The organism is Pseudoalteromonas sp. SG43-7 (genome assembly GCF_014164295.1).
Classification (GTDB): Bacteria; Pseudomonadota; Gammaproteobacteria; order Enterobacterales; family Alteromonadaceae; genus Pseudoalteromonas; species Pseudoalteromonas rhizosphaerae.
Window position 1 is genome coordinate 1 of record NZ_JACJEY010000057.1, and the last position, 22,073, is coordinate 22,073.

Annotated in this window: 23 protein-coding genes and 1 riboswitch; of the genes, 12 read left to right on the forward strand and 11 right to left on the reverse strand. The window is 41.2% G+C overall.

The window, feature by feature from the left end; all coding sequences use genetic code 11:
* Positions 1–139 precede the first annotated feature (139 nt).
* The 6 genes from H5200_RS19225 to H5200_RS19250 are packed head-to-tail and all read right to left on the reverse strand — an operon-like array spanning position 140 to position 5,061.
* On the reverse strand, positions 140–1,525 hold the full coding sequence (locus H5200_RS19225; protein WP_182740647.1) for a lipopolysaccharide assembly protein LapB: 1,386 nt from the start codon (positions 1,523–1,525) through the stop codon (positions 140–142).
* A 27-nt stretch (positions 1,526–1,552) separates the two neighbouring features.
* Complete coding sequence (locus tag H5200_RS19230) at positions 1,553–2,215, reverse strand: hypothetical protein (RefSeq protein WP_182740646.1); 663 nt, start codon at positions 2,213–2,215, stop codon at positions 1,553–1,555.
* 1 nt (position 2,216) lies between these two features.
* Positions 2,217–2,621, reverse strand: coding sequence for a biopolymer transporter ExbD (locus H5200_RS19235; RefSeq protein ID WP_149983262.1), 405 nt, complete (start codon positions 2,619–2,621; stop codon positions 2,217–2,219).
* Between the two features lie 4 nt (positions 2,622–2,625).
* Positions 2,626–2,997 (reverse strand): MotA/TolQ/ExbB proton channel family protein, encoded by a 372-nt coding sequence (locus H5200_RS19240; RefSeq protein ID WP_145234597.1) that lies wholly within the window; start codon positions 2,995–2,997, stop codon positions 2,626–2,628.
* Positions 2,990–4,300: a MotA/TolQ/ExbB proton channel family protein gene (locus H5200_RS19245; RefSeq protein WP_182762262.1), complete on the reverse strand. Its 1,311-nt coding sequence runs from the start codon at positions 4,298–4,300 to the stop codon at positions 2,990–2,992. Before H5200_RS19245 ends, H5200_RS19240 begins: the two co-directional genes overlap by 8 nt.
* Positions 4,297–5,061 carry a DUF3450 family protein gene (locus tag H5200_RS19250; RefSeq protein WP_182718358.1) on the reverse strand — a complete coding sequence of 255 codons (765 nt, stop codon included), beginning with the start codon at positions 5,059–5,061 and terminating at the stop codon, positions 4,297–4,299. The genes H5200_RS19245 and H5200_RS19250 overlap by 4 nt, the downstream gene beginning before the upstream one ends.
* 336 nt (positions 5,062–5,397) lie before the next feature.
* Here H5200_RS19250 and H5200_RS19255 point away from each other — a divergent pair, with 336 nt between their 5' ends.
* Positions 5,398–7,578, forward strand: coding sequence for a TonB-dependent siderophore receptor (locus H5200_RS19255; protein ID WP_182762264.1), 2,181 nt, complete (start codon positions 5,398–5,400; stop codon positions 7,576–7,578).
* A gap of 87 nt (positions 7,579–7,665) precedes the next feature.
* A complete protein-coding gene (locus H5200_RS19260; protein WP_149983258.1) occupies positions 7,666–8,346 on the forward strand; it encodes a Fe2+-dependent dioxygenase in 681 nt (226 codons plus the stop codon).
* Positions 8,347–8,480: 134 nt separating this feature from the next.
* On the opposite strand, the gene H5200_RS19265 is transcribed toward H5200_RS19260, so the two are convergent.
* Positions 8,481–9,218: a DUF417 family protein gene (locus H5200_RS19265; protein WP_310737052.1), complete on the reverse strand. Its 738-nt coding sequence runs from the start codon at positions 9,216–9,218 to the stop codon at positions 8,481–8,483.
* A gap of 204 nt (positions 9,219–9,422) precedes the next feature.
* A complete protein-coding gene (gene galE / locus H5200_RS19270; protein WP_149983256.1) occupies positions 9,423–10,436 on the reverse strand; it encodes a UDP-glucose 4-epimerase GalE in 1,014 nt (337 codons plus the stop codon).
* 248 nt (positions 10,437–10,684) lie between these two features.
* Here galE and H5200_RS19275 point away from each other — a divergent pair, with 248 nt between their 5' ends.
* The gene (locus H5200_RS19275) at positions 10,685–11,182 is read left to right on the forward strand and encodes a DUF3016 domain-containing protein (RefSeq protein ID WP_182718355.1); all 498 of its coding nucleotides are present in this window, start codon (positions 10,685–10,687) and stop codon (positions 11,180–11,182) included.
* 45 nt (positions 11,183–11,227) lie between these two features.
* Here H5200_RS19275 and H5200_RS19280 read toward each other — a convergent pair whose 3' ends face one another.
* The gene (locus H5200_RS19280; RefSeq protein ID WP_145234613.1) at positions 11,228–11,518 is read right to left on the reverse strand and encodes a prephenate dehydrogenase; all 291 of its coding nucleotides are present in this window, start codon (positions 11,516–11,518) and stop codon (positions 11,228–11,230) included.
* A gap of 71 nt (positions 11,519–11,589) precedes the next feature.
* Between H5200_RS19280 and H5200_RS19285 the strand changes: the two genes are divergently transcribed.
* Positions 11,590–11,799 carry a hypothetical protein gene (locus H5200_RS19285; RefSeq protein ID WP_145234615.1) on the forward strand — a complete coding sequence of 70 codons (210 nt, stop codon included), beginning with the start codon at positions 11,590–11,592 and terminating at the stop codon, positions 11,797–11,799.
* A 9-nt stretch (positions 11,800–11,808) separates the two neighbouring features.
* Here the strand turns inward: H5200_RS19285 and epmB are convergent, their stop codons facing one another.
* Positions 11,809–12,822: an EF-P beta-lysylation protein EpmB gene (gene epmB / locus H5200_RS19290; protein ID WP_182740644.1), complete on the reverse strand. Its 1,014-nt coding sequence runs from the start codon at positions 12,820–12,822 to the stop codon at positions 11,809–11,811.
* Positions 12,823–12,862: 40 nt separating this feature from the next.
* Here epmB and efp point away from each other — a divergent pair, with 40 nt between their 5' ends.
* The gene (efp, locus tag H5200_RS19295) at positions 12,863–13,429 is read left to right on the forward strand and encodes an elongation factor P (RefSeq protein WP_145234620.1); all 567 of its coding nucleotides are present in this window, start codon (positions 12,863–12,865) and stop codon (positions 13,427–13,429) included.
* A 55-nt stretch (positions 13,430–13,484) separates the two neighbouring features.
* Positions 13,485–14,459: an elongation factor P--(R)-beta-lysine ligase gene (gene epmA / locus H5200_RS19300; RefSeq protein WP_145234622.1), complete on the forward strand. Its 975-nt coding sequence runs from the start codon at positions 13,485–13,487 to the stop codon at positions 14,457–14,459.
* Positions 14,460–14,537: 78 nt separating this feature from the next.
* Here the strand turns inward: epmA and H5200_RS19305 are convergent, their stop codons facing one another.
* Positions 14,538–16,631 (reverse strand): TonB-dependent receptor, encoded by a 2,094-nt coding sequence (locus tag H5200_RS19305; RefSeq protein WP_182762268.1) that lies wholly within the window; start codon positions 16,629–16,631, stop codon positions 14,538–14,540.
* Positions 16,632–16,751: 120 nt separating this feature from the next.
* On the opposite strand from H5200_RS19305, the gene H5200_RS19310 reads away from it, so the two are divergent.
* The 6 genes from H5200_RS19310 to H5200_RS19335 all read left to right on the forward strand — a co-directional run bounded on the left by H5200_RS19310 (position 16,752) and on the right by H5200_RS19335 (position 22,065).
* The gene (locus tag H5200_RS19310) at positions 16,752–17,147 is read left to right on the forward strand and encodes a thioesterase family protein (RefSeq protein WP_182740643.1); all 396 of its coding nucleotides are present in this window, start codon (positions 16,752–16,754) and stop codon (positions 17,145–17,147) included.
* A 124-nt stretch (positions 17,148–17,271) separates the two neighbouring features.
* Complete coding sequence (locus H5200_RS19315) at positions 17,272–17,673, forward strand: META domain-containing protein (protein ID WP_281290953.1); 402 nt, start codon at positions 17,272–17,274, stop codon at positions 17,671–17,673.
* A gap of 55 nt (positions 17,674–17,728) precedes the next feature.
* Positions 17,729–17,840: riboswitch (TPP riboswitch) on the forward strand.
* Between the two features lie 168 nt (positions 17,841–18,008).
* Positions 18,009–19,961 carry a phosphomethylpyrimidine synthase ThiC gene (thiC, locus tag H5200_RS19320; protein WP_220491364.1) on the forward strand — a complete coding sequence of 651 codons (1,953 nt, stop codon included), beginning with the start codon at positions 18,009–18,011 and terminating at the stop codon, positions 19,959–19,961.
* Between the two features lie 85 nt (positions 19,962–20,046).
* Positions 20,047–21,048 (forward strand): FAD-dependent oxidoreductase, encoded by a 1,002-nt coding sequence (locus H5200_RS19325; RefSeq protein WP_182732514.1) that lies wholly within the window; start codon positions 20,047–20,049, stop codon positions 21,046–21,048.
* A 20-nt stretch (positions 21,049–21,068) separates the two neighbouring features.
* A complete protein-coding gene (gene thiS / locus H5200_RS19330; RefSeq protein WP_182732524.1) occupies positions 21,069–21,266 on the forward strand; it encodes a sulfur carrier protein ThiS in 198 nt (65 codons plus the stop codon).
* 1 nt (position 21,267) lies between these two features.
* A complete protein-coding gene (locus H5200_RS19335) occupies positions 21,268–22,065 on the forward strand; it encodes a thiazole synthase (protein WP_145234637.1) in 798 nt (265 codons plus the stop codon).
* The last annotated feature ends 8 nt before the right edge of the window (positions 22,066–22,073 follow it).

Consider the following 22,073-nt stretch of genomic DNA (forward strand, 5'->3'; position numbering starts at 1 on the left):
CTAAATAAAGTGCTAACTGCGTTATAATTTATTCAAGTATAACAACTACATGTCGAAACTTACGCCTTGTTATCACTGTATTTATCTGTCGCTATAAATGGTCAGTAACTTAACACGATTGGTATAAATCTATTAACTATTAACCTTCTCGTTGGATCAGTCCTTCAAGAGCGCGAATGTTGGTGAGTAAGTCTTGCCTTTGTGGGTTGGCGTTAAGTGCTTTTTTAAGCTGGCTTAATGCTTCTTTGTAGTTTTTATTTTCAATTTCAATTTGCGCGAGGCCTAACCATGCAGAGAGTTGGTACTCAGGTAAAGCTTGTGCTCGTACATACATTAACCTTGCTTGTGTCAGTTGGTTTTGTTGCTGATAGATATTTGCCAGGCTTAACAGTGCATCGCCAAGATTTGGGTCGATTGTTAATGCTTTATGTAAACTCTTTTGAGCTTGTTTAAAGTTACCTTGCTCAATTGCTAGCTGAGCGGTATAAACTGAAAACTCTGCGCGGGATTGTTTTGATAACTTATTTATAAAAGGGTTTAGTTGCGAAACGAGCTGCTTGGCTAGCTGCCATTTTTTTTGTGCGATAAGCCAATTTAGGGTTTGCATACTAATCTCGCTAGCTTCTGCTATTTGAGGTGGCTGAGTGCTTGCTAATGCATTACTTAACAATTCAACAGAGCGTGAGTAGCTACCTTGTGTAAGATGAAGTTGTGCTGCAAGTAATTGATTACTTGCATTGCTAGGTGCCAGCTTTAAAGCTACTTCAATACTTGCCAAAGCTTGTTCATTGTTGTCTTGTTGTAAGGCAATTTGTGCACGTTGTAGCCAAAGCTCTGGATTGTTAGGGGATGCATTTAATAGCTCTTTTAGCAGAGCTTGGGCTTGACCTAGATCGCCTGCAGCAATTAGTGAAAATAGTAACCCTTGTTGATATTGTGCTTGCTGTGGCTCAAGCATTAATGCCTGACGATAAGCTGCAATTGCGCTCCAAGGTTGCTCAGCTTGTACATGAATATAGGCAAGTTGTGCATAGACTTGCGCATCAGCTTGGCCAAGTTCAATACAACGGGTTAGATGTGGCTGTGCTTGGTGATAATTACCTTGCTGCATATAGAGCAGACTTAAACCTTGATGAGCTTTAACTAAATCTGGCATGCTTGATAAACTTGCCTTTAACGCCTGCTCAGCTCCTGAAAACTGTTTTAAGGTTAACAAAACTTGGCCACGTAAAAGTTGTAATGCAGGGCTATCGTTACCTAATTCACGTTGCTTAAATAGATCAGCAACAGCTTGGTAGTTACCTTGTTGTAATAGTGGTTTTAGTTGCTGGGCGAAGCTGCGTTCATTAGCTTCGATTTTTATATCTGTTGGGCTCAGTAAATTATTATTGATCAGCAACTGCCAGTGTGGATCGCTTGGCTGTAGTTTTACCTGCAATGAGGTTGCTTGGCTGGCAGTCATATAAAAGGTTAATGGCACGATAGCTAAACACGTTAACCATTTTTTTGTTGTTAATCTTTTCATTGTATTTTCACTTAAATACTGGCTTTACTAAGGTTTAAATTCAATGGGCCAAATAAATCTGGCTCTCACTATTTCACCGTCTTTTTTTGGTGAACTAAACCGACTTTGCTTAATGATCTTATCTATTTCAGGCTTTAGCTCAGGGTACGGGTTTTGTATAACATCAATTAAGCTTAATCGGCCATTTTCATCGATAAAAACATCGAGCTTCACGATGAAGGTACTCACACCTTGGCGAGTTAACTTTTTAGGTAATACTGCTTTTACGGGAGTGAGTAGCGTGGGTAAACCATCTAGTTGATTTAAGCTAAAGGCATCCCAATTAACGTCGATAGATTGAAATTCAGGAGTCGCAATTGGCATATTTGCAAGGGTTGGTTTACTAAGCGAAATTTTACTTTCAATTTTTATATTAATGGCTTGAATAGTTACACCCGCACCTTCGACAACGAGGCTTTGCATCGGCTCTGTCACAGCTGATTGCGTCACGGTTGGTGGCGGAGGTGGAGGCAGTGGCACTAAAGCAACTTCGCGAACGATAACTTTGTCGTTGATAACGTGCTCAGCTATTTGGCCAAGCCAAAGTAAAACTAATGCGCATGCAAGTACCGTTAGGCTCAACATAAAAGCAAAAAACGGATGACGTTTATTCGCTATTGCAGGTTGTGATGCGAGTATATTATTTTGCATATTATTGCTGGGTCGCTAAGTTAACGGTTGCTGCACCAGCAAGTTTTGCTTCGTCTATTACTTTTACTAATAGCTCGGTTGGTACGGTTTTATCAGCTTGGATCACTACTGGTCTTTGCTGTTGTTTTAGCATTTGCTCTACGCTGCTGCGCACACCGGCCACGCCAATTTGACTACCGTCAAAGTAAACCTGCTGACTATCAGTTATGGCAAGAAAAATAACTTGTTGCTCTAATCTGCTTGCTGAGACGGCTTGCGGTTTATCAACCTCGACCCCACTTTCGCGAACGAAAACGGTGGTTACAATAAAGAAAATCAATAGTATAAATACCACATCTAATAGTGGTGACATATCAATATGATGCGCAGATTGTTGTTCTAGGCGTTGTTTTAAACGTGCTTGCATTGGCTTAGCTCGCTTGCTGTTGGATAGCACTGTTACGTGTTACGTACAGCAAGTAAGCTTGCATCAGCCATGCAGGAATTGCGCAGACTAACCCCAGTTGTGTAGTGAGTAGAGCATTACTTATCGCTTCGCTCATTAATTCGTTTTCGCCTTGCGACATCACTTTAAATGTATCGAGTAAACCAATAATGGTGCCTAATAAACCAAGTAATGGCAGCGCAGCGGTCAAAATAGAGCTGACATCGTGCCAGTAACCTTGGCGTTGCAGTTTATATTGTTTTAAATGCAGGATATCGTGCCAAATGAGCTGATAAACAAATAGCGCTAATAGGATGATAAGCCAGCAGATAAAATTATCGAACAGTTGCTCAAACATTTTTCACCTCAAGTTGACTAAGTTGCAGTGCGAACGCTTCAAGTTGGGTGTAATAGGCTTTAGCTTTACGCGATAGTAGCGCATTGAGTACTAATGCTGGTATGGCAACAACGAGGCCAAGCTCGGTAGTGATCAAAGCTTGGGCAATACCACCAGATACCACTTCTGGATCGCCTGAGCCAAATAACGTCATCATTTTGAATGTTTCAATCATGCCACTGACTGTGCCCAATAAGCCCAGTAGCGGTGCTACCGATGCTGTGATCGCGATTGCGCCAATGTAGTTATCAAGCTTGTGTTTATTATGCATCAGCTGATTAAATAACTGGTCATCTCTTATTTGTCCTATGTTGCTATCAACAGAGAGTTGAAACAGTGTTGCTTGCATTCCGCTGAAGCTGTGTTGCTCAGGTTGATCAAACGCAGTTTGTAAAGTCAGCGTCGAGACAGCTTTGATCTTACTAAGGCTAAATAATTGATATGCCTTGAATAGCGCAATTAATAATGCAAAACATGCAAATAAAATGATAGGGATTGCCCATAAGCCACCTTTTTCAAGATGTTCAACTGCACCTTCTTGTTGCGCTTGACTGGCAACTAAGCGGGTTAAACTTGGATCAAATGTTAAAGAAGCTGCGATCTTAGCTGAGTTTGTATTTACTTGTGAGTAAGCGATATCAAATGGGTTATTCTCATCACGTGATTGAACTATAGCTACTTTTGGTACTGCAGCGTTAGCTGCTGATGAAAGCAGGCCGGTTAGTTTTGGCTGTGCAACACTAAACCAAGCCACGGGACCTACTTGTAATGTTGTAGCTGCGGTGAGCTCGCCATTTTTCAATACTATATTTTGTTTTTTAAACTCTGGATATAATGCCGCGGTTTGCTGCTCTATCACCGCGACTACATCATTCAAAAGTGCTTGTTGATCGTTTTTACTTTGCGCTTGCTGAGCGTATTGACGAGTAAATCGGTTGAGTAAATTTAGCCGATATTGCTGTTGTTGTTGCCAGCTATCTAAGCGTGTTTGTAGCTGGGTTAAACTCAATGTGTCTTCATCAGCTAAACGGCGATTGAGTGTCGCTTGCTCACGCTCTTTTTTAAGTGCTTGCTGTTTTTCAAATATCTGTTGTGCCATAGTTGTTTGCTGTTTGGCAATCCGCTGTTGTGCTTTATTTAAAACGCTCTGCGCCGTTTTAATATCCGTTAGCAATTGTTGTTTGGCAGCATCCGCAGTCGCGGCTGTTACTACTTGGCTAAAACTCAGTAGTGTGACAAACCAAAAAGTACAGAATCGTTTCATGGCGTCAGCTCCTTAGCTGCATAGCTAAATACAGGCAAGGTAAGCCAGTGAGCTGCTTGTTTTTTTTCTTGTACAGCGATACCGTGGGCAATTTGCTCGCCATCAATTTCAGTATCAAATTGCCATTGCCAACCTAACTCAGAAGGGAAGCCAATGCCCGCATAACTTAAATCATTACTAACAAACCATGCTTGTGCGGCACCCAAATAAAGCTGTTTTACCCATATTTCTTTGCCTTCACTATTACTGATTGCCATTTCATGAATTGAAATTCGGTTTTGAAAATCAGCCAATTGGCCAAGCATTTTTAAAGCAATTTGTAGCTTTTCATTCGCATCTAGGCTTTCGTTATCTAGATCGCCAATACTTTGCCAGCTCGCCAGTAATGGGGGAGGTAATTGTACTTGCAGTGAGCGCAATTGCTGGCTGAGCTGGATTAATTGACTATTGAGCGCGTTTTCATCGGTCTCAAGCTGGCTTTGTTGTTGAATTAGCGCAGTGCGCTTTTCTGCCAGCTCAGAGGTGTTCTTTTGACGATTTTGGTTTAGCTGTTTAAGTTGTGCTTGCTCTGCATCAAGTAAGATTAATGTTTGTTGCATCGAGGTTTTTTTTTCTAGCCAATGTGTTTCTAACTCACTAGTTTGTTGTTCTATTTGTAACCACTGATTAACGAGGTTTTCAAGTTCGCTAACCGGATCAGCTAAGCTTGAGAATGAGCTTAGTAAAATAACTGCCCCAACAGATTTTATAAAACGTTGCATATGCTAAGTAATGCCCTAAAAGTAATAACCATTTACAGTACAAAGCCAAGCTCTGGCTTTAACTTTATAAAATTAAAAAACCTTGATTTTTAAGCGCTTAAACTTAATTTTTTACGCCACTCATGCCCCCAAGTTTACTGTGCATTTACAGTCGCGTTACGTAAGTTTAAAAGTGTGAAAAATAGTACAATGATTGACAAAATAATACAAGTGATAACATTTCGCATTTACATTAATATTACTCAGTGCTAGGATTCCGCCGAACTTAAATCAACGTGCTTAAATGACTTGCTACAAAAACAACGTGTTAGCAAGTTCCCTGCTAATGGAGCTAAAATGGGTAAAATGACTAATAAACGCCGAACTTATATAAAACCGCTGGCTGCTTTTGTTACCGCAACTTTATCAACTTGGGCGTCTGCTCAAGGAGCTGAAAATATACAAGAGCTATCAGTAACCAAAGCAAAAACGCAATCGGAACAAAGCTATAAAGTTGAAAAATCATCATCAATAAAGAACACCCAGCCGTTGGTTGATACTGCAAAATCAATAACGGTTATTAACAAAGCTGTGATGAAAGATAGAAATGTAGATAGTTTGCAAGATGCGTTACGTAATGTTTCGGGTATTTCATTGGCGGCGGGTGAAGGCGGTGCGCCAGCTGGTGACAGTTTATCTATCCGTGGTTTTAGTGCTGCCAATGATATTTTTATCGATGGTATTCGTGATATTGCCGGGTACGACCGTGATACTTATAACGTTGAGCAAATCGAAGTTGCAAAAGGCCCAAGCTCAGCAACAACAGGCCGAGGTTCAACGGGCGGTAGTATTAACTTAACTACAAAAACGGCGACGTTGGATGAATTTAATGATGCTTCGCTGCGTTTAGGCACAGAGAGTGATTATCGCGCGCAAATAGATAGTAACTTTAAAGTGGCTGAAACATCAGCGCTACGTGTCAATTTACTGGTTGATAAAGGGGATGTTGCTGGGCGTGATCATGTTGAAAAAGAAAAACAAGCAGTCGCGGTTTCGTTTGCGACTGGTTTAGGAACCAATAGCCGTTTTAATCTTAATGCTGATTATCAGAATCAAGATAATATGTCTGATTACGGTATTCCGTGGGTTGGTTCTAGCCCTGTTGCTGAACTTGCTGGTAGCGAAAATGCAGCGCCACCGGTGAATTTCACTAATTTTTACGGTAACGTATATCGTGATTTTGAAGATATCGAAGCGTATTCAACAACTGCAAAGTATGAGTATGACTTGTCGCAAACAATCATGCTACGTGCCCAAGGTCGCATTGGTCGTGTAGAGCGAAAAGATACAGTGACAGCGCCGCGTTTTATTGATGTAAAAACAACAACTGATATTAGAATGAGCGACGTTAAAAATCGCGATACGCGCAATGAATTGGCTACACTGCAACTTGATTTAGTTGGTGAGTACTATTTTGCTGGTGTAAAACATAATGTGGTTACTGGTGTTGAATTAACTAACGAGACATTTAGCCGTTGGAATGTGACTGCATTGGTAGCTGATAATTTAAAGAACGAACCAGCGCTGAATGACTTATACAACCCAGATGCTTATTTACCTTACACTGGTCAGTATGGTCGTGATGGCACTAGTACTGAAGCGGTTGCTAAAACCCGTGCAATTTATGCATTCGATACAATTACATTTAATGAATATTGGCAATTAACTGCGGGTTTACGTTCAGAGCAGTACGATAGCGATTATCAGTATGATTACAAGGATCCAGCATTAACGATCTCAACTAGCGATACCATGACTAGTTGGAACGCATCTGCTGTATATAAGCCAAGTCAAAATAGCAGCATTTACTTTGGTGCAGGTAACTCGTATAACCCATCGGCTGAAGGCATTGCAGTATCTACTCGTGGTAATTCAAGTGAGTTAGATCCGGAGAAGAGCCAAAGCTATGAGTTAGGCACTAAATGGAATTTACTTGATGATAAGTTGATGACCAGTGCCGCTATTTTTAGAACGGTTAAAACTAATGCGCGCGTGGATGATCCTAATAGTGATCAGCGTGGTGTTGAAGTGCTTGATGGTGAGCAACGAGTGCAAGGTTTAGAGTTGTCTGCAACAGGTATTATCACCGATGAATTAAGTATCATCGGTTCTTATAGCTATCAAGATAGCGAAGTTACTGAATCTACGGTTGATGGTGATGTTGGGCATAACTTGGCTCGAGCACCTAAAAATAGCTACAGTGTTTGGGCTCGATATGACTTTAGCGACGCGATAGCTGCAGGTTTTGGCGCACAATATATTGGTGAGCGTTATAATGGTAATTCAGCGACCAGTCGTAAAGCCGACAGTTATGTTTTGTTCGATATGATGCTTTCTTATCAAGCAACTGAGCAGTTAAGCATTCAGTTTAATGGTGAGAATTTAACGGATGAAGATTATGAAGATAAACTAGGTGGCGGACACTTTATTCCTGGTCAAGGTCGTTATTTTACACTAACGGCTAGTTATTCTTTCTAATTACAAATTAATGTTTGTTGAATAGGTTAAAGCTTATTAAACAGGTTAATGCTTATTAGCCTGTTTTTTTAAGATTTGGGAACTTCCATGCTATTAAAAATACCAGACTTGCTTAGTGCTGATGAAGTCGCTTATTGCCGTAATGTTTTATTGGCCGCGCAATGGACTGATGGCAGTGTTACCGCAGGTTATCAATCAACGAAGACCAAAAATAACTTACAATTACCTGAGCAAAGCGCTGCAGCCAAAGAGCTCGGTGATATAGTTATGGGGGCTCTGGCTCGCAGTGATCTATTTATGTCAGGGGCGTTGCCTGCAAAAATTTTTCCACCTTTATTTAACTGTTACCAAGGTGGCCAATCGTTTGGTATTCATGTTGATAATGCGATTCGACAAGTACCTGGCACACCAGTGAAAATTCGTACGGATTTATCAATGACGTTATTTTTGAGCGAACCAGAAGACTATGATGGTGGCGAACTCGTTATTGAAGATACTTATGGCTCTCACACAGTAAAACTCCCTGCAGGTAGCATGGTGTTGTATCCATCAACCAGTTTACATAAAGTCACTCCCGTAACTCGGGGGCGACGTTTAGCTTCATTTTTTTGGTTGCAGAGCATGGTTAATAGCGATGAAAAGCGTGGTTTGCTATTTGAGTTGGATATGTCGATTCAAAGCTTGCGCGAAAAAGTCAGCGATAGCCCTGAGATTGTTAGGTTAACTGGCGTGTATCATAATTTATTAAGGCAATGGGCACAGACGTAAAAAGGTTGTAGTGATGTGTATTTAAACTCAAAATATAAAAGTATATATTTATAAGGCGCTACCACGATTGGTTAAGTGATAGCGCTTTTTAGATCTTACAATGCACATTATTAAATATGTTATTGAAATAGTAGTTAATTAAGACTCTTTTTTGCAAAGCTAACAATTACCAGTAAATTTGCGATAAACCATAAGTCTTTAATAACAAAAAGGCCTAATCTTGCAAGTAGTGTTGAGCTGTCAAAAGCTCCTTCAGCTGAGAATAAAAATGTCTGCGTCATTAAAAATACGGCACTGCAGCCAAGAGCCGCAACATAAATGGCTAATGGATGCTTTTTAATGATAGCCAGAGCGAGTGCTAAAGCAAAAAAGATGTCGTACGCACCAATTAGATTAGACGCTGTTTGCACTGAAAATAAGGTATATAACCAAGACATAAAAATAGAGGTTGATACCAGTGATATAATTCCATTTGCTTCAAACTCGTAAAATTTCATACCACCAATCCAAATAAGCACTAATGCAACAGGAAAGAAGTTCAAAATTGCCATGCCTTGAGCTGACAAGCGCTGCGGTTTATAAAGGTAAATAGCGAGAGAAACAAGTGCGGTGTACTTAATTATACCTTGCCCAGAGCCTATAATTGGGAAGCCACCTAAGTCAGTCATCCAGCGGCTTTCACTTAATAAGGTAACAAGCGGTATAACGGCAACAGTGATCAGGCTAACAAAAGCAGGGGTCTGAAAACGTGATTGTTTTAAACTTAAAATAATAAATAAAGCGGTTACTAAAAAAGCCACTCCTGCGAGTATTGATTGCCCAGCTTTAGGGATTACATTGGCTAATTGATAAAAATTGAAAATAGCATGCACATTATTTACCCCTGCTCCTAATAAGAGACTAAGACCCAATAGCGATAAGCTAATAATTAGCAGTGAATGAATACTGAAACGAGTATAGGTTGGTTGCATTTTTTATAGGTGATTAAATATAGATACTGTAAAAGAGTGGTAAACGAGACTTTTTATTTCAAAAAATATAAAAAAACCAGCTTATTGAAGCTGGTTTAAGTTTAGCTATTTATACCCATTTGGGTTATTACTTTGCCAACGCCACGTATCTTGCATCATCACATCGATACCACGCTCTGCTTGCCAATCAAGTTCACTAAGGGCTTTTTCAGGCGCTGCATAACAAGCTGCAATATCACCTGGGCGACGAGGTGATACCTGATACGGAATATCTTTACCACAGGCTTTGCTAAATGCGTTGAGCATTTGTAGCACCGAATAACCATTACCGGTGCCAAGATTGTAAACATGGGCACCGGTATCTTGGTTTATTTTATTAAGTGCCTTTAAATGACCAAGCGCTAAGTCAACAACATGGATGTAATCACGCACACCAGTACCATCAACCGTATCATAGTCATCGCCGAAGATACCCAGCTGCTTTAATTTACCCACTGCCACTTGCGCGATGTAAGGTAATAAGTTGTTTGGAATACCATTGGGATCTTCACCAATTAGGCCTGACTCGTGCGCACCTACGGGATTAAAGTAACGCAAAATTGCAAATGCAAAGCGCTCATCTGATTTAGCGATGTCTTGTAACATCATTTCAACCATCAGTTTTGATGTGCCGTACGGATTAGTAGTGCCACCTACCGGGAAATCTTCTTGAATTGGCAGGCTTGCTGGATCACCATATACTGTTGCCGATGAGCTAAATACGAGTTTAAACACACCTGCATCGCGCATAGCATCAACGAGAGTCAGCGTACCTTGCACGTTATTTTGGTAATACTCAATGGGTTTCACCATTGATTCACCGACAGCCTTTAAACCGGCAAAATGAATAACACTCTCAATTGTATGTTTTGCAAACACGCTGGCCAAAAATGTTTTATCAAGGATGTCACCTTGATAAAAGTGCACAGTTTTACCAGTGATTTTTTTTACACGCTCAAGTGATTCCACACTCGAGTTGCTTAAATTATCAATGATAACAACATCATTATCTTGTTGTAATAATTCAACAACAGTGTGTGAGCCTATGTATCCCGCGCCACCTGTTACTAAAATTGTCATGAAATCTCCATATATAAGGTGAAGGTGTATAGTTGTAATTTCATCATAAATAGCACTTCAATACATGCTTTATCTGATCTTTTTGTTGCTCCATGATGTTACGGTATCAATTAATCATAGTTAACTGGTGTCTGGTTACATGTTTTACGTAAATGATAACAATGATGGTGAATAGTATTAAGCTATAGTTAAGTTGTTAATGCTATTATTTCAACTACATTAGCCCACGGGCATTTTGGAGATAGACAATGAATACATTTAAAAAAGTAGCGATGGCTATGTTAGTTATGCTGCCGGTATTTGCTCAAGCAGGAGAAGCTGTCGTTAAATGGCAAGACTTCAATGACTACCGTGATGTACGTCCTTCAAATGAACCTAAAGGCTCATACCATAAACATGTAGCGAGCAGTTTCGAAAAGCACTTTAATAAACTGGCAGAAAAGTTGCCCGAAGGATATAAGTTTAATGTTGAAGTGACTGAGCTGGATTTAGCCGGTGATGTACGCTTTGGCGGTATGAATGATTTACGTATTGTAAAACCAATTTATTTTCCACGCATTGAGTTTCAATATTCGGTTACTGATAAAGACGGTAACGTGATTTGTCAAAGCGATAAAGTCGAATTAAAAGATATGGGCTTTATGGATAAAATTAAAATGGGCCGTGATGAACAGTTTTACTATGAAAAACGTTTGATCACTGATTGGTTTGATAAAGAATTACTGCCAGTTGTCACCCCAAGCTAAATTAACAGTAAAAAGCGCTACAGTTTAATGTTAGCGCTTTTTTAGTTACTTGAACGTTGCGAGTAATTGCAGTAACTGTTGTAATTTAATAACAGTGGTTTTTAGCTTCTCTTCACTAAAACCTTCTGAACTTAAGCTTTCTACATCTGCAGCTACATCTAACACATAAGGTTTGAAGCGCTTTGCTTCAAAGGTAAAACCAGCATCGGCAGGAAATAACGCTGTAAATTTACCTAAGCCTTGTTGTTGCAACTCATCTAATTTTTTATCTGCGTCAAGTGACTGACGATAAACAATTTTTAAGTTGGCATTGAGTTGTTCAATAATTGAATCCATTTTTTTCCTAAAGCTTTAGACCGCAATGCCGATATAATACGGGTAATAAACTAAAAAGTCAGGTATGAGCTATGAATATATCAGGTGGAAATCTACCGGCCATGAGTGGCGCGGGTCAAAGTGGCGAAGTATACAGCGCAGCATTGGCAAAAAAACAGCAAAAAGCGGATGGTGCAGCAGCACTGGCACTCATTGAAGGTGCCGCTAGTTCGAGCGCTGCACAAACGCCAGCAAAATCAGTTACAGCTTCGCTTGGCAATAACGTTAACGTATACGTTTAAGCCTTGTATTTATAAAAGCTTGAGGTCAATCGGCGTTTTACTTTTTTGACCGCCGATTTCGCGCATCAGCTTTGGTACTAAAAATCCTGGCAATGCGATAAGCATTTCGGCCATGATTTTGCGTGCCTGTGATTCGTTGATATCAAAATGACTCGCTCCTTCAACTTTATCAAGTAAATATAAATAATAAGGCAGTACGTCGGCATCAAATAACGCTTCGCTTAATGCGACTTGCGCTTCGCTGGTATCATTTACATCTTTTAATAGCACCGCTTGATTGAGCAATGTGACACCTACCTTTTTGAGTTTTTGCATTGCCACTTTAAAATCATCATCAATCTCGTTGCCATGGTTAATGTGATTAATAAACACAATTTTAAGTGGAGACTTTGCAAAACGTTCGCACAGTTGGTCAGTAACGCGAGATGGGATCACCACCGGTAGGCGGCTATGAATTCGCATTCGTTTAATTTGTGGTAATTGTTCAAGCTCATCCATAAACCAACTAATAGCATCGTCCTTGGCCATTAACGGATCACCACCACTTAAAATCACCTCGTTAATATTAGCATCCGATTTTATGTAATCGAGCGCTGCAATTAAGCTGCGTTTATTTAGCTGATTTTCTTGGTATGGAAAATGGCGACGAAAGCAATAACGGCAATTAACGGCGCAACCAGTTTTAAACATCACTAAAACTCGGGATTTATATTTGTGTAATAATCCTGGTTGAGCGTTGTTTTGCTCTTTTAATGGATCTTTATCAAAACCTGTTTTAGCGATAAACTCTTGGTGGCGCGGCATGACTTGCAGCAATAATGGGTCATTAATATCGCCATAACGCATTTTTTTGATAAAAGGCACAGGCACACGTACCGGAAAAAGAGCTCGTGCTTTGAGGTCTTTTTCGTCGGCCATGCTTGATAAACCTAGCATTTCTAGCAAGGTGCTTGGGCAAGTAACAACATTAGCTAATTCTTTTTGCCAGTTTATATGCAAATTTGCTTCATTTCTTTGTATCATTGGTAGGTAGATTACTCGAAATTATTAGATAGAGGAAACGATGGCGAATTATAGCACCAACGAGTTCAAGGGCGGCCTAAAAATTATGATGGACGGCGAGCCTTGCAGTATTTTAGAAAATGAAATGGTAAAACCTGGTAAAGGCCAAGCGTTTAACCGTGTTCGTATTCGTAAACTTATCTCTGGCAAAGTACTTGAAAAAACTTTTAAATCAGGTGAGTCAGTAGAGGGTGCTGATGTAATGGATACCGATCTTGCGTATCTTTACACTGATGGTGAGTTTTGGCATTTCATGAATAACGAAACATTTGAACAAATCGCAGCTGATGAAAAAGCGCTTGGCGATGCTGGTAAATGGTTAGTTGAAAATGATGTATGTACTATTACTTTGTGGAACGGCAATCCAATAGCTGTTGCACCACCTAACTTTGTAGAGCTTGAGATCACTGAAACAGATCCTGGTCTTAAAGGCGACACAGCAGGTACTGGTGGTAAGCCAGCAACGCTAAGTACTGGTGCTGTTGTGCGTGTACCATTATTCGTACAAATCGGTGAAGTAATTAAAGTCGACACCCGTAACGGCGAATATGTAAGCCGTGTTAAGTAACTTTAATATAGCTTAATAAATCCCAGCTTAAGCTGGGATTTTTTTTGGAGAAAATATGTCAGCAGATCTTTGGCAACCAAGCGCACAAGTAAATACCTTGGCACAACGAGCCGCAATTTTACGCACTATTCGGGAATTCTTTTACCAACGCCACGTTATGGAAGTTGATACGCCTAGTTTAAGTGCAGCGAGTGTTACTGATGTTCATTTAGCGAGTTTTAAAACGCAGTTTATTGGCCCCGGTTTCGCGAAAGGCTTACCGCTTTACTTACAAACATCACCAGAATTTGCCATGAAGCGATTATTGGCAGCCGGCAGTGGTGCTATTTACCAAATTTGTAAGGCATTTCGTAACGAAGAGGCGGGCAGCCATCATAATCCTGAGTTTACTATGTTGGAATGGTATCGCCCTGGGTTTGATGAGTTTGCGCTGATGGATGAAATTGATGAATTAATGCAGCTTATCTTAAATGTTCCACCTGCAGAGCGTTTAACCTATCAAGATGCTTTTACCAAAGCATTAGGACTTGATCCGCTCAGTGCCACTATTGAACAGTTACAAACACTTGCCTGTGAACAGGGGTTTGCTGATATCGCTAAGCATGAAACTCACCGTGATACGTTACTACAATTATTATTTTGTATGAAAGTTGAGCCAACAATTGGCCAACAAAAACCTTGTTTTATTTATCATTTTCCTGCATCGCAAGCCGCACTGGCGAGTATTTGTGAGCATGATATTAGAGTCGCTGGGCGGTTTGAGCTTTATTATCAGAACATGGAGCTGGCGAATGGTTTTAATGAGCTCACCAATGCACAGGAGCAAGCTAAACGTTTTACTGAAGATAATGCATACCGCAAAGCGAATAACTTAACACAAGTGCCTATGGACACCCGTTTAATCGCCGCTCTTGAGCATGGTTTACCACAATGCGCAGGAGTAGCATTAGGGGTTGATAGGTTAGTGATGTTAGCAACGCAAAAAAACACCATAAAAGAAGTCATCGCGTTTGATGTAGGTAGGGCTTAAAAGGCTCAAGATTCAAGGTTAAGAAAAGGTAAAAGTAATCTAGCTTTTACCTTTTAACTTATCCCTTGAAACTCGTTTTTATAACTCGTAGATAAATGTGACGCCGGCAACCATTGGTTCGCCAAGCTGAGTGTATGTGTGAGTTGCATACCCTTCGCGTGGGTCGTTACCAAATTCAAAACCACGTGTAGGTACTTCTTCATCAAACACGTTACGTGCCCAAGCGCGAATTGACCATTGCTCAGCCTCGTAACCAGCAGTTAAATTAACTAAATTAATGTTCGGTGCCTGCGAGTTGTGGCTATCTGAGAAGTAATAATTATCTTTACCTTCAATGCCTATTGTAGCAAATAACTCATCAGTAAAGTTATAGCGAGCCGTGAATGCATACTGGTATTTAGGCGCTTGTGATTGCTCGCGACCATCTTGATCTAGACCAGATTGAGCGACAAAGTCATTGATTTTAGTATGTAAATAACCAGCGCTACCGGTGAAAAATAAGTCATCAGTTAATTGGTAACTGCCTTCAATTTCAAGGCCGTAATTCTCTCCAGAGCTGGCGTTATCAATATAACCAGTAAACTTTTGGTCTTCCACTTTCCAGGCTTTTAACTGCATATCTTCGCGATACATATAAAAGGCCGCTAAGCGCAGAATAAATTTCTCATCTAAAGAGCTACCTTTAACGCCAAATTCACCACTCCATAGGTACTCTGGTGCGAAACTAGTGTGGTTTTTAAAGAAATCAGCATCAAGATTTAAACCGTCATCTTTCGCTTTGGCGAGTGCTTCTGAGTTAATCCCTCCTGCTTTGTAACCACGAGTTAGGCTGGTATAAATCATGGTACGGTCAATGACTTGATACTCAAGGGCAAGTTTACCACCGACCATCACATCATCAGTACTTTCAATAAAACCATTATTATCGGTGTAATCACCTTGGTATTGCTCAACGCGTAAGCCTGTTATTAAGGTGGTTTTATTACCAATCGGCGTTGCTAGTTGGCCGTAAATTGCGGTATTACTAGTTTCATAAGTTGAAGCGAATGGAGCTGCAAGCCAAGTGTATTGGCGTTCTAAATCAACATTACGGGCTTGGTAATAAAGTCCCGTAACCCAGTTACCACCTTTGCCATTAAATTGCAGTTCAGCAGCCTGGTCTTGACGATCTCGAAAGTAGCTATCGGTTGAGCTATAACCATCGGGGTGCAGTCCTGCACCACATAACTGCGGCTTATTAATATCGTTACATACCCAGTCTTCATCAAAGCTATAAACTAAATCACTATCAATACCTGATAAGTTTAAACTGACATCAAACCAATCAAAGCCAGTGTAGATGTTGGCAAGACCTACCGCGATACTTTCTTGGTTATCTTGGCCTGGGTGATCGGCTACACTATTACGGCTATTATCAAGCGTAAATGCATCGTAGCCGTTATTGATATCAATATAATGAACACTTAATTCAGTGCGAAGATGATCTGTAAGTTGGCTGTGTAGTTTAAAACGACTAACCAGTTCATCTTGCTGTTGTGTTGACTCGTTTAAATATAGGTTATCAACATAACCATCAGACTCACGTTGATAAATACTAGCGCGCACTGCGGTGCTGTCTGTAATACCAATACCTGCGGCAACACCGGCTTCATAACTGTTGTAGTTACCTGCGCCTAGCTGCACTTTGACGCTTGGATCAAAAGTTGGATCGGCTGATTCCATTTGGATCATACCAGCCATACCATCAGCACCAAAGCGAGTACCTTGCGGACCGCGATAAATCTCAACTTGGTTAACATCAAACAGTAATGAACTACCACCTAACCCTGAATAATTAATGCCATCAATCACTAAGCCAACAGAAGGGTTAATAGGGTCAACAAATTGTGAGCGTAAACCAACCCCACGAATTTGGATGTAACGGCCACGAGAAGCACCAGCGGTAAAATTTACGTTGGCAGCACTGGCAAGCATTTCGTCTAGAAAACTAGCGCCTCGGTCATTAATTTCGCGTTCGCTAAATAAACTGGCACTGGCACTAAGGGTTTGAATGCTTTCTTTTTGAAAGTCTCCGGTGACGAGTATTTTTTCAAGATCAGTATCTTCAGCAAAAGCTGGGGCGCTTATCAAAGGTAAAAGCGCGGCAGTAATTAAAGACAGGCGTAGTTTCATTCTATTACTTAACTCCATTTTAAGGACTTGCATGATAGCAACTATTCTCATTAAAGTCGTGATACCAGTTATATTTATGTGCTATAAACGCGCACAGTATACATAATAAGGAATACAAATATGACCTTTAAAGTTGACTTTAAAGTACGCGACTACGAATGCGATTTACAAGGCATTGTAAATAATAGTGTGTATTTTAATTACCTAGAGCATGCGCGCCATGAGTTTTTGCATGCGAATGGGGTTGATTTTGCTCAGCTTACTCGCGATAAAATTAATTTAGTCGTAATGCGTAGCGAGATGGATTACAAGCAATCACTAATGCCCGGCGATGAGTTTTATGTTGCTGTAGAGCCTGAGCGTATTAGTCGCTTAAAGTTTGGCTTTCGACAAACCGTGGTACGAAAGCATGATGAAAAAGTGATGTTAAAGGCACTGGTGATTGGCACCGCGGTGAATGAGCGAGGTCGGCCATTTTTGCCCGAGCAAGTTGATCTACTATTTAAGTCTGAGTAATTTTCCGGTGCCACCTTTTTTACTATCTTAGAACATTTTTTTACATTAAAAACATGCATTATTAACGGTATAAACTGTTATTTATTGTTATCATGTTGCAATTGAGTTTTAGGTTAGTAATTACATGAAATTAGCAGCAATCCCGATGCTTATAATCGGTTTATGTATTGGCTGCTCATCGACAGGGACAGTCACCAGTGAGCAATTAAAATACACTAAGTGGCAACTATCACGGGTTGATGGTTTAGCGATCCCTGCATCATATTCAGCATCATTAAGTTTTATTGAAGCTCTGCAAGTCAATGGTTTTGCTGGTTGTAATAAATTTTTTGGTGAAGGTCAACTTGATGATAATCATTTAACGGTGAATAAATTAGGTATGACCCGTAAATCATGCGGAGATAAATTGGACGAGTTTGAACAGCAGTTTTTAAATGCGTTAAAGCAAGGTGTGCCACTGCAAATTCAAGATCAACAATTGGTTTTAAATGGCGAGCAAACATTTGCGTTTATTCCCGCAAGTTGATCTCTTGCAGGCTCGCAATATCTAACGTACACTCGTTAGCGAACAATATATAGAATTTTACTTGTCGGAGTGCCTTGAGTTTTTAACTTAAAGGCTGAGATCGCGAAAGCGGGATCCGTGAACCTGATCAGGCTAACACCTGCGTAGGGAACAAGCTGCCTAAAACGGGTGCTTGTGCGCCAGTTTTGGGCATAAGCACTGTGGCTGCCAAGGTTGGTAATGCTTTTTTGTAACACCAATCTACGATCCATGTAGCATTTGCTACTCTCTATTGCGTTGCTTTTTATCGCACAGCAGTATCTGACAAGACAACCCTTTTAGCAATGAGGTAAGTCATGTCAAACACATCAAATAAACCGTCTCGCCGCGAAACTCGTGCGGCTGCATCAGATTATATTTATAACCTTACTGGGCAACCATTTCCAAGCTCACACAAAGTTTATGTACAAGGTACGCAAGATAATGTGCGTGTTGGTATGCGTGAAATTACTTTGAGTGATACCTTTATCGGTGGCACCGATGAAAACCCAGTGTACGAATCAAATGCACCACTGCGTGTTTATGATACGTCAGGCCCATACACAGATCCTGATTTTACTCTAGATGTTCGTAAAGGGCTGGATAAGTACCGCGAACAGTGGATTGAAAGCCGTGGCGATACTGAAATTTTAGGCTCAGTCAGCTCGCAGTTTTCTCAGCAACGCATGGCCGATGAAGGCCTTGATCATATTCGCTTTGAGCATCTCCCAAAAATTCGCCGCGCTAAAGCCGGTAAAAATGTCACGCAAATGCATTATGCTCGCCAAGGTATTATCACACCGGAAATGGAATATGTCGCAATTCGTGAAAACATGGGCCGTGCGCAACTTCAAAAAGAGTTATTAGCACAGCAGCACCAAGGCGAGTCGTTTGGTGCGAGTATCCCTGAGTTTATTACTCCTGAATTTGTGCGTGATGAAATTGCCCGTGGTCGTGCGATTTTACCTAACAACATTAATCACCCAGAAACCGAGCCGATGATTGTAGGGCGCAATTTTTTAGTGAAAGTGAACGCTAATATTGGCAACTCATCAGTTAGCTCATCTATTGAAGAAGAAGTTGAAAAAATGGTCTGGTCAACCCGCTGGGGCGCTGACACAGTTATGGATTTATCAACGGGTCGTTATATTCATGAAACTCGTGAATGGGTAGTACGTAACTCACCAGTGCCAATTGGTACAGTGCCTATTTATCAAGCGCTTGAAAAAGTAAATGGGGTTGCCGAAGATCTAACGTGGGAAATTTTCCGCGATACTCTAATTGAACAAGCCGAGCAGGGGGTGGATTACTTTACTATTCACGCTGGGGTGTTATTACGCTACGTTCCAATGACGGCAAAACGTGTCACTGGGATTGTGTCGCGCGGCGGTTCAATTATGGCGAAATGGTGTTTAGCGCATCATAAAGAAAACTTCCTTTATACTCATTTTGAAGATATTTGTGAGATTTTGAAACAGTACGATGTATGTTTCTCATTAGGAGATGGCCTGCGTCCTGGTTCAATTGCAGATGCCAACGATGACGCGCAATTTAGTGAACTGCGTACGTTAGGTGAGCTGACCAAAATCGCGTGGAAACACGATGTACAAGTGTTTATTGAAGGCCCAGGGCATGTGCCAATGCATATGATCAAAGCCAATATGCAAGAGCAGCTTAAGCATTGCGACGAAGCACCTTTTTACACCCTTGGCCCGCTGACAACTGACATCGCCCCAGGCTATGACCATATCACCTCTGGTATTGGGGCTGCGCAAATTGCATGGTATGGCTGTGCAATGCTGTGTTATGTCACACCAAAAGAGCATTTAGGCTTACCAAATAAAGAAGACGTAAAAGAAGGGCTGATCACCTATAAAATTGCCGCTCATGCCGCCGATTTAGCCAAAGGTCATCCCGGAGCGCAAGAGCGTGATAATGCGTTATCAAAAGCGCGTTTTGAGTTCCGCTGGCATGACCAATTTAATATTGGTTTAGACCCTGTTCGTGCTCGTGAATACCATGACGAAACACTGCCACAAGAATCTGGCAAAGTAGCACATTTTTGCTCTATGTGTGGGCCAAAATTCTGCTCAATGAAAATCACCCAAGAAGTACGAGAATACGCTAAAGATCTAGAAGCCAGAGGCATAGATCCTAACAACGTAGGTGATGCTATTGAGATCAAAATGGTCGATGTTGAAGCCGAGATGCAAGCTAAATCAGCCGAATTTAAACAAAGCGGCTCAGAGATTTATCATAAAGCGGTTTAAAAACTAGTTAGCGAGTTAGAGAGTTGGCGAGTGAAAAGCTCGCTAACTTTACTCTTGTAGCTAGAAAACTGAATTAAGGATTCTCATGTCTTACAATATTGCGGTGGTGGGGTTTGGTTTAACGGGCCGTTTAACGGCGCTTGAGTTGAGTTTACAGCATCGGGTAACTGTTTATGAAGCGGGTGACGAACAAGCGCTTGATAGTGCAGGAAGAGTGGCAGCGGCGATGCTTGCACCACTGGCTGAATCTGTATTCTGCGAGCAAGACTTGGCCTTGATGGGGCTGGATTCAATAAAGCGTTGGCCGAGAATTTTAGCGCAACTTGATGAAGCGGTGTTTTTCCAACAGCAAGGCACACTTGTGGTTGCACACCAGCAAGATAAAGGTGACTTACAAAGTTTTATACAGCGTTTAAAGCCTTTAGCTGAACATCAAGGACATCAGTTAACAGGGGCACATATTGCTGAATTAGAGCCAGAGCTTACAGGGCGTTTTAACCAAGGTGTGTATTTACCTTGCGAAGGGCAAATTGATAATCAGGCTTTTTATCAAGCCAGTTTTAACACTCTAAAGCAGCGTAATGTGAGCTTTAAGTTTGCACAACAGGTTGATGTAACATCGCTAAATCTACAGCAATCGTTTGATTATATTATTGATTGCCGTGGCCTTGGCGCTAAAAGCGCAGCGTGTAAGCTACGCGGAGTGCGTGGTGAAGTAGTGCGTTTGTACGCCCCTGAGGTTAATTTAACGCGGCCAGTGCGGTTAATGCACCCGCGTTATCCTATTTATATTGCTCCGAAGCCAAATCATCAATACGTAATTGGCGCGACAGAAATTGAATCACAAGATAAGGGGGCTGCCACTGTGCGTTCGACTCTTGAGCTGTTGTCAGCAGCGTACACAGTACACAGTGGTTTTGCTGAGGCGCGAGTGTTGAATATTCAAACCGGCCTGCGTCCTGCATTTAGTGATAATCGCCCGCAGGTTTCCCAGCAGCAAAATGTGATCAGCATTAATGGCTTATATCGTCATGGTTATTTACTCGCACCGAGTTTAGTGGCCGATGCTATTGCACGGATAAAATAAGGCTTATTATGAAAGTAAGTATGAAAATAACAATTAATGGTCAACATTTTGAGTTAGCAGATAACGCCAATGTAGCCCAAGGTTTGACGCAGTTTGCAGCAAAAGAGCCTTTTGCAGTGGCGCTTAATGGTCAATTTATACCGCGTAGTCAATGTGATACTACCTTACTTAACGAAGGCGATAGCATTGAATTACTGTCACCGATCCAAGGTGGCTAATATGAGTAGCGTAATATCAGATAGTTTCAGTATTTATGGTGAGCAGATCACTAGTCGGTTATTAATTGGCTCAGCACTTTATCCATCACCTGCGGTTATGGCCGATTCGATTGTTGCCTCTGGCGCGCAGATTGTTACTGTGTCATTACGACGTCAACAAAGTGCCGCCGCAGGAGATGACTTTTGGCAATTGATCAAAGATACGGGCTTAAAAATTCTACCCAATACTGCAGGCTGTCACAGTGTCAATGAAGCAATTACACTGGCACAAATGTGCCGCGAAGTGTTTGCTACCGATTGGATAAAACTTGAGTTGATTGGTGATGACTATAACCTGCAACCAGATCCATTTGCATTACTGGAAGCGACACAGATTTTATTAGCCGAAGGCTTTAAAGTATTACCTTATTGTACTGACGACTTAGTGTTATGTCAGCGTTTAGTTGATGCAGGGTGTGAAGTGCTGATGCCGTGGGGAGCGCCTATTGGCACAGGTAAGGGCTTGTTAAATAAATATAACTTAAAAACTATTCGGGAGCGCTTACCCGATACCACATTGATTGTTGATGCTGGCCTTGGCTTACCATCACACGCCTGCCAAGCGCTGGAATTAGGTTATGATGCGGTGTTATTGAATTCGGCTATTGCAGGGGCGGGCTGCCCTGTTACCATGAGTCATGCATTTAAAGCAGCCGTTGATGCGGGTCGTTTTGCTTACCGAGCAAAGGCGATGCCAGAAAAAGACGTCGCTGCGCCATCTACGCCCACTATGGGTATGCCATTTTGGCATCAACAGTAATAAATGAA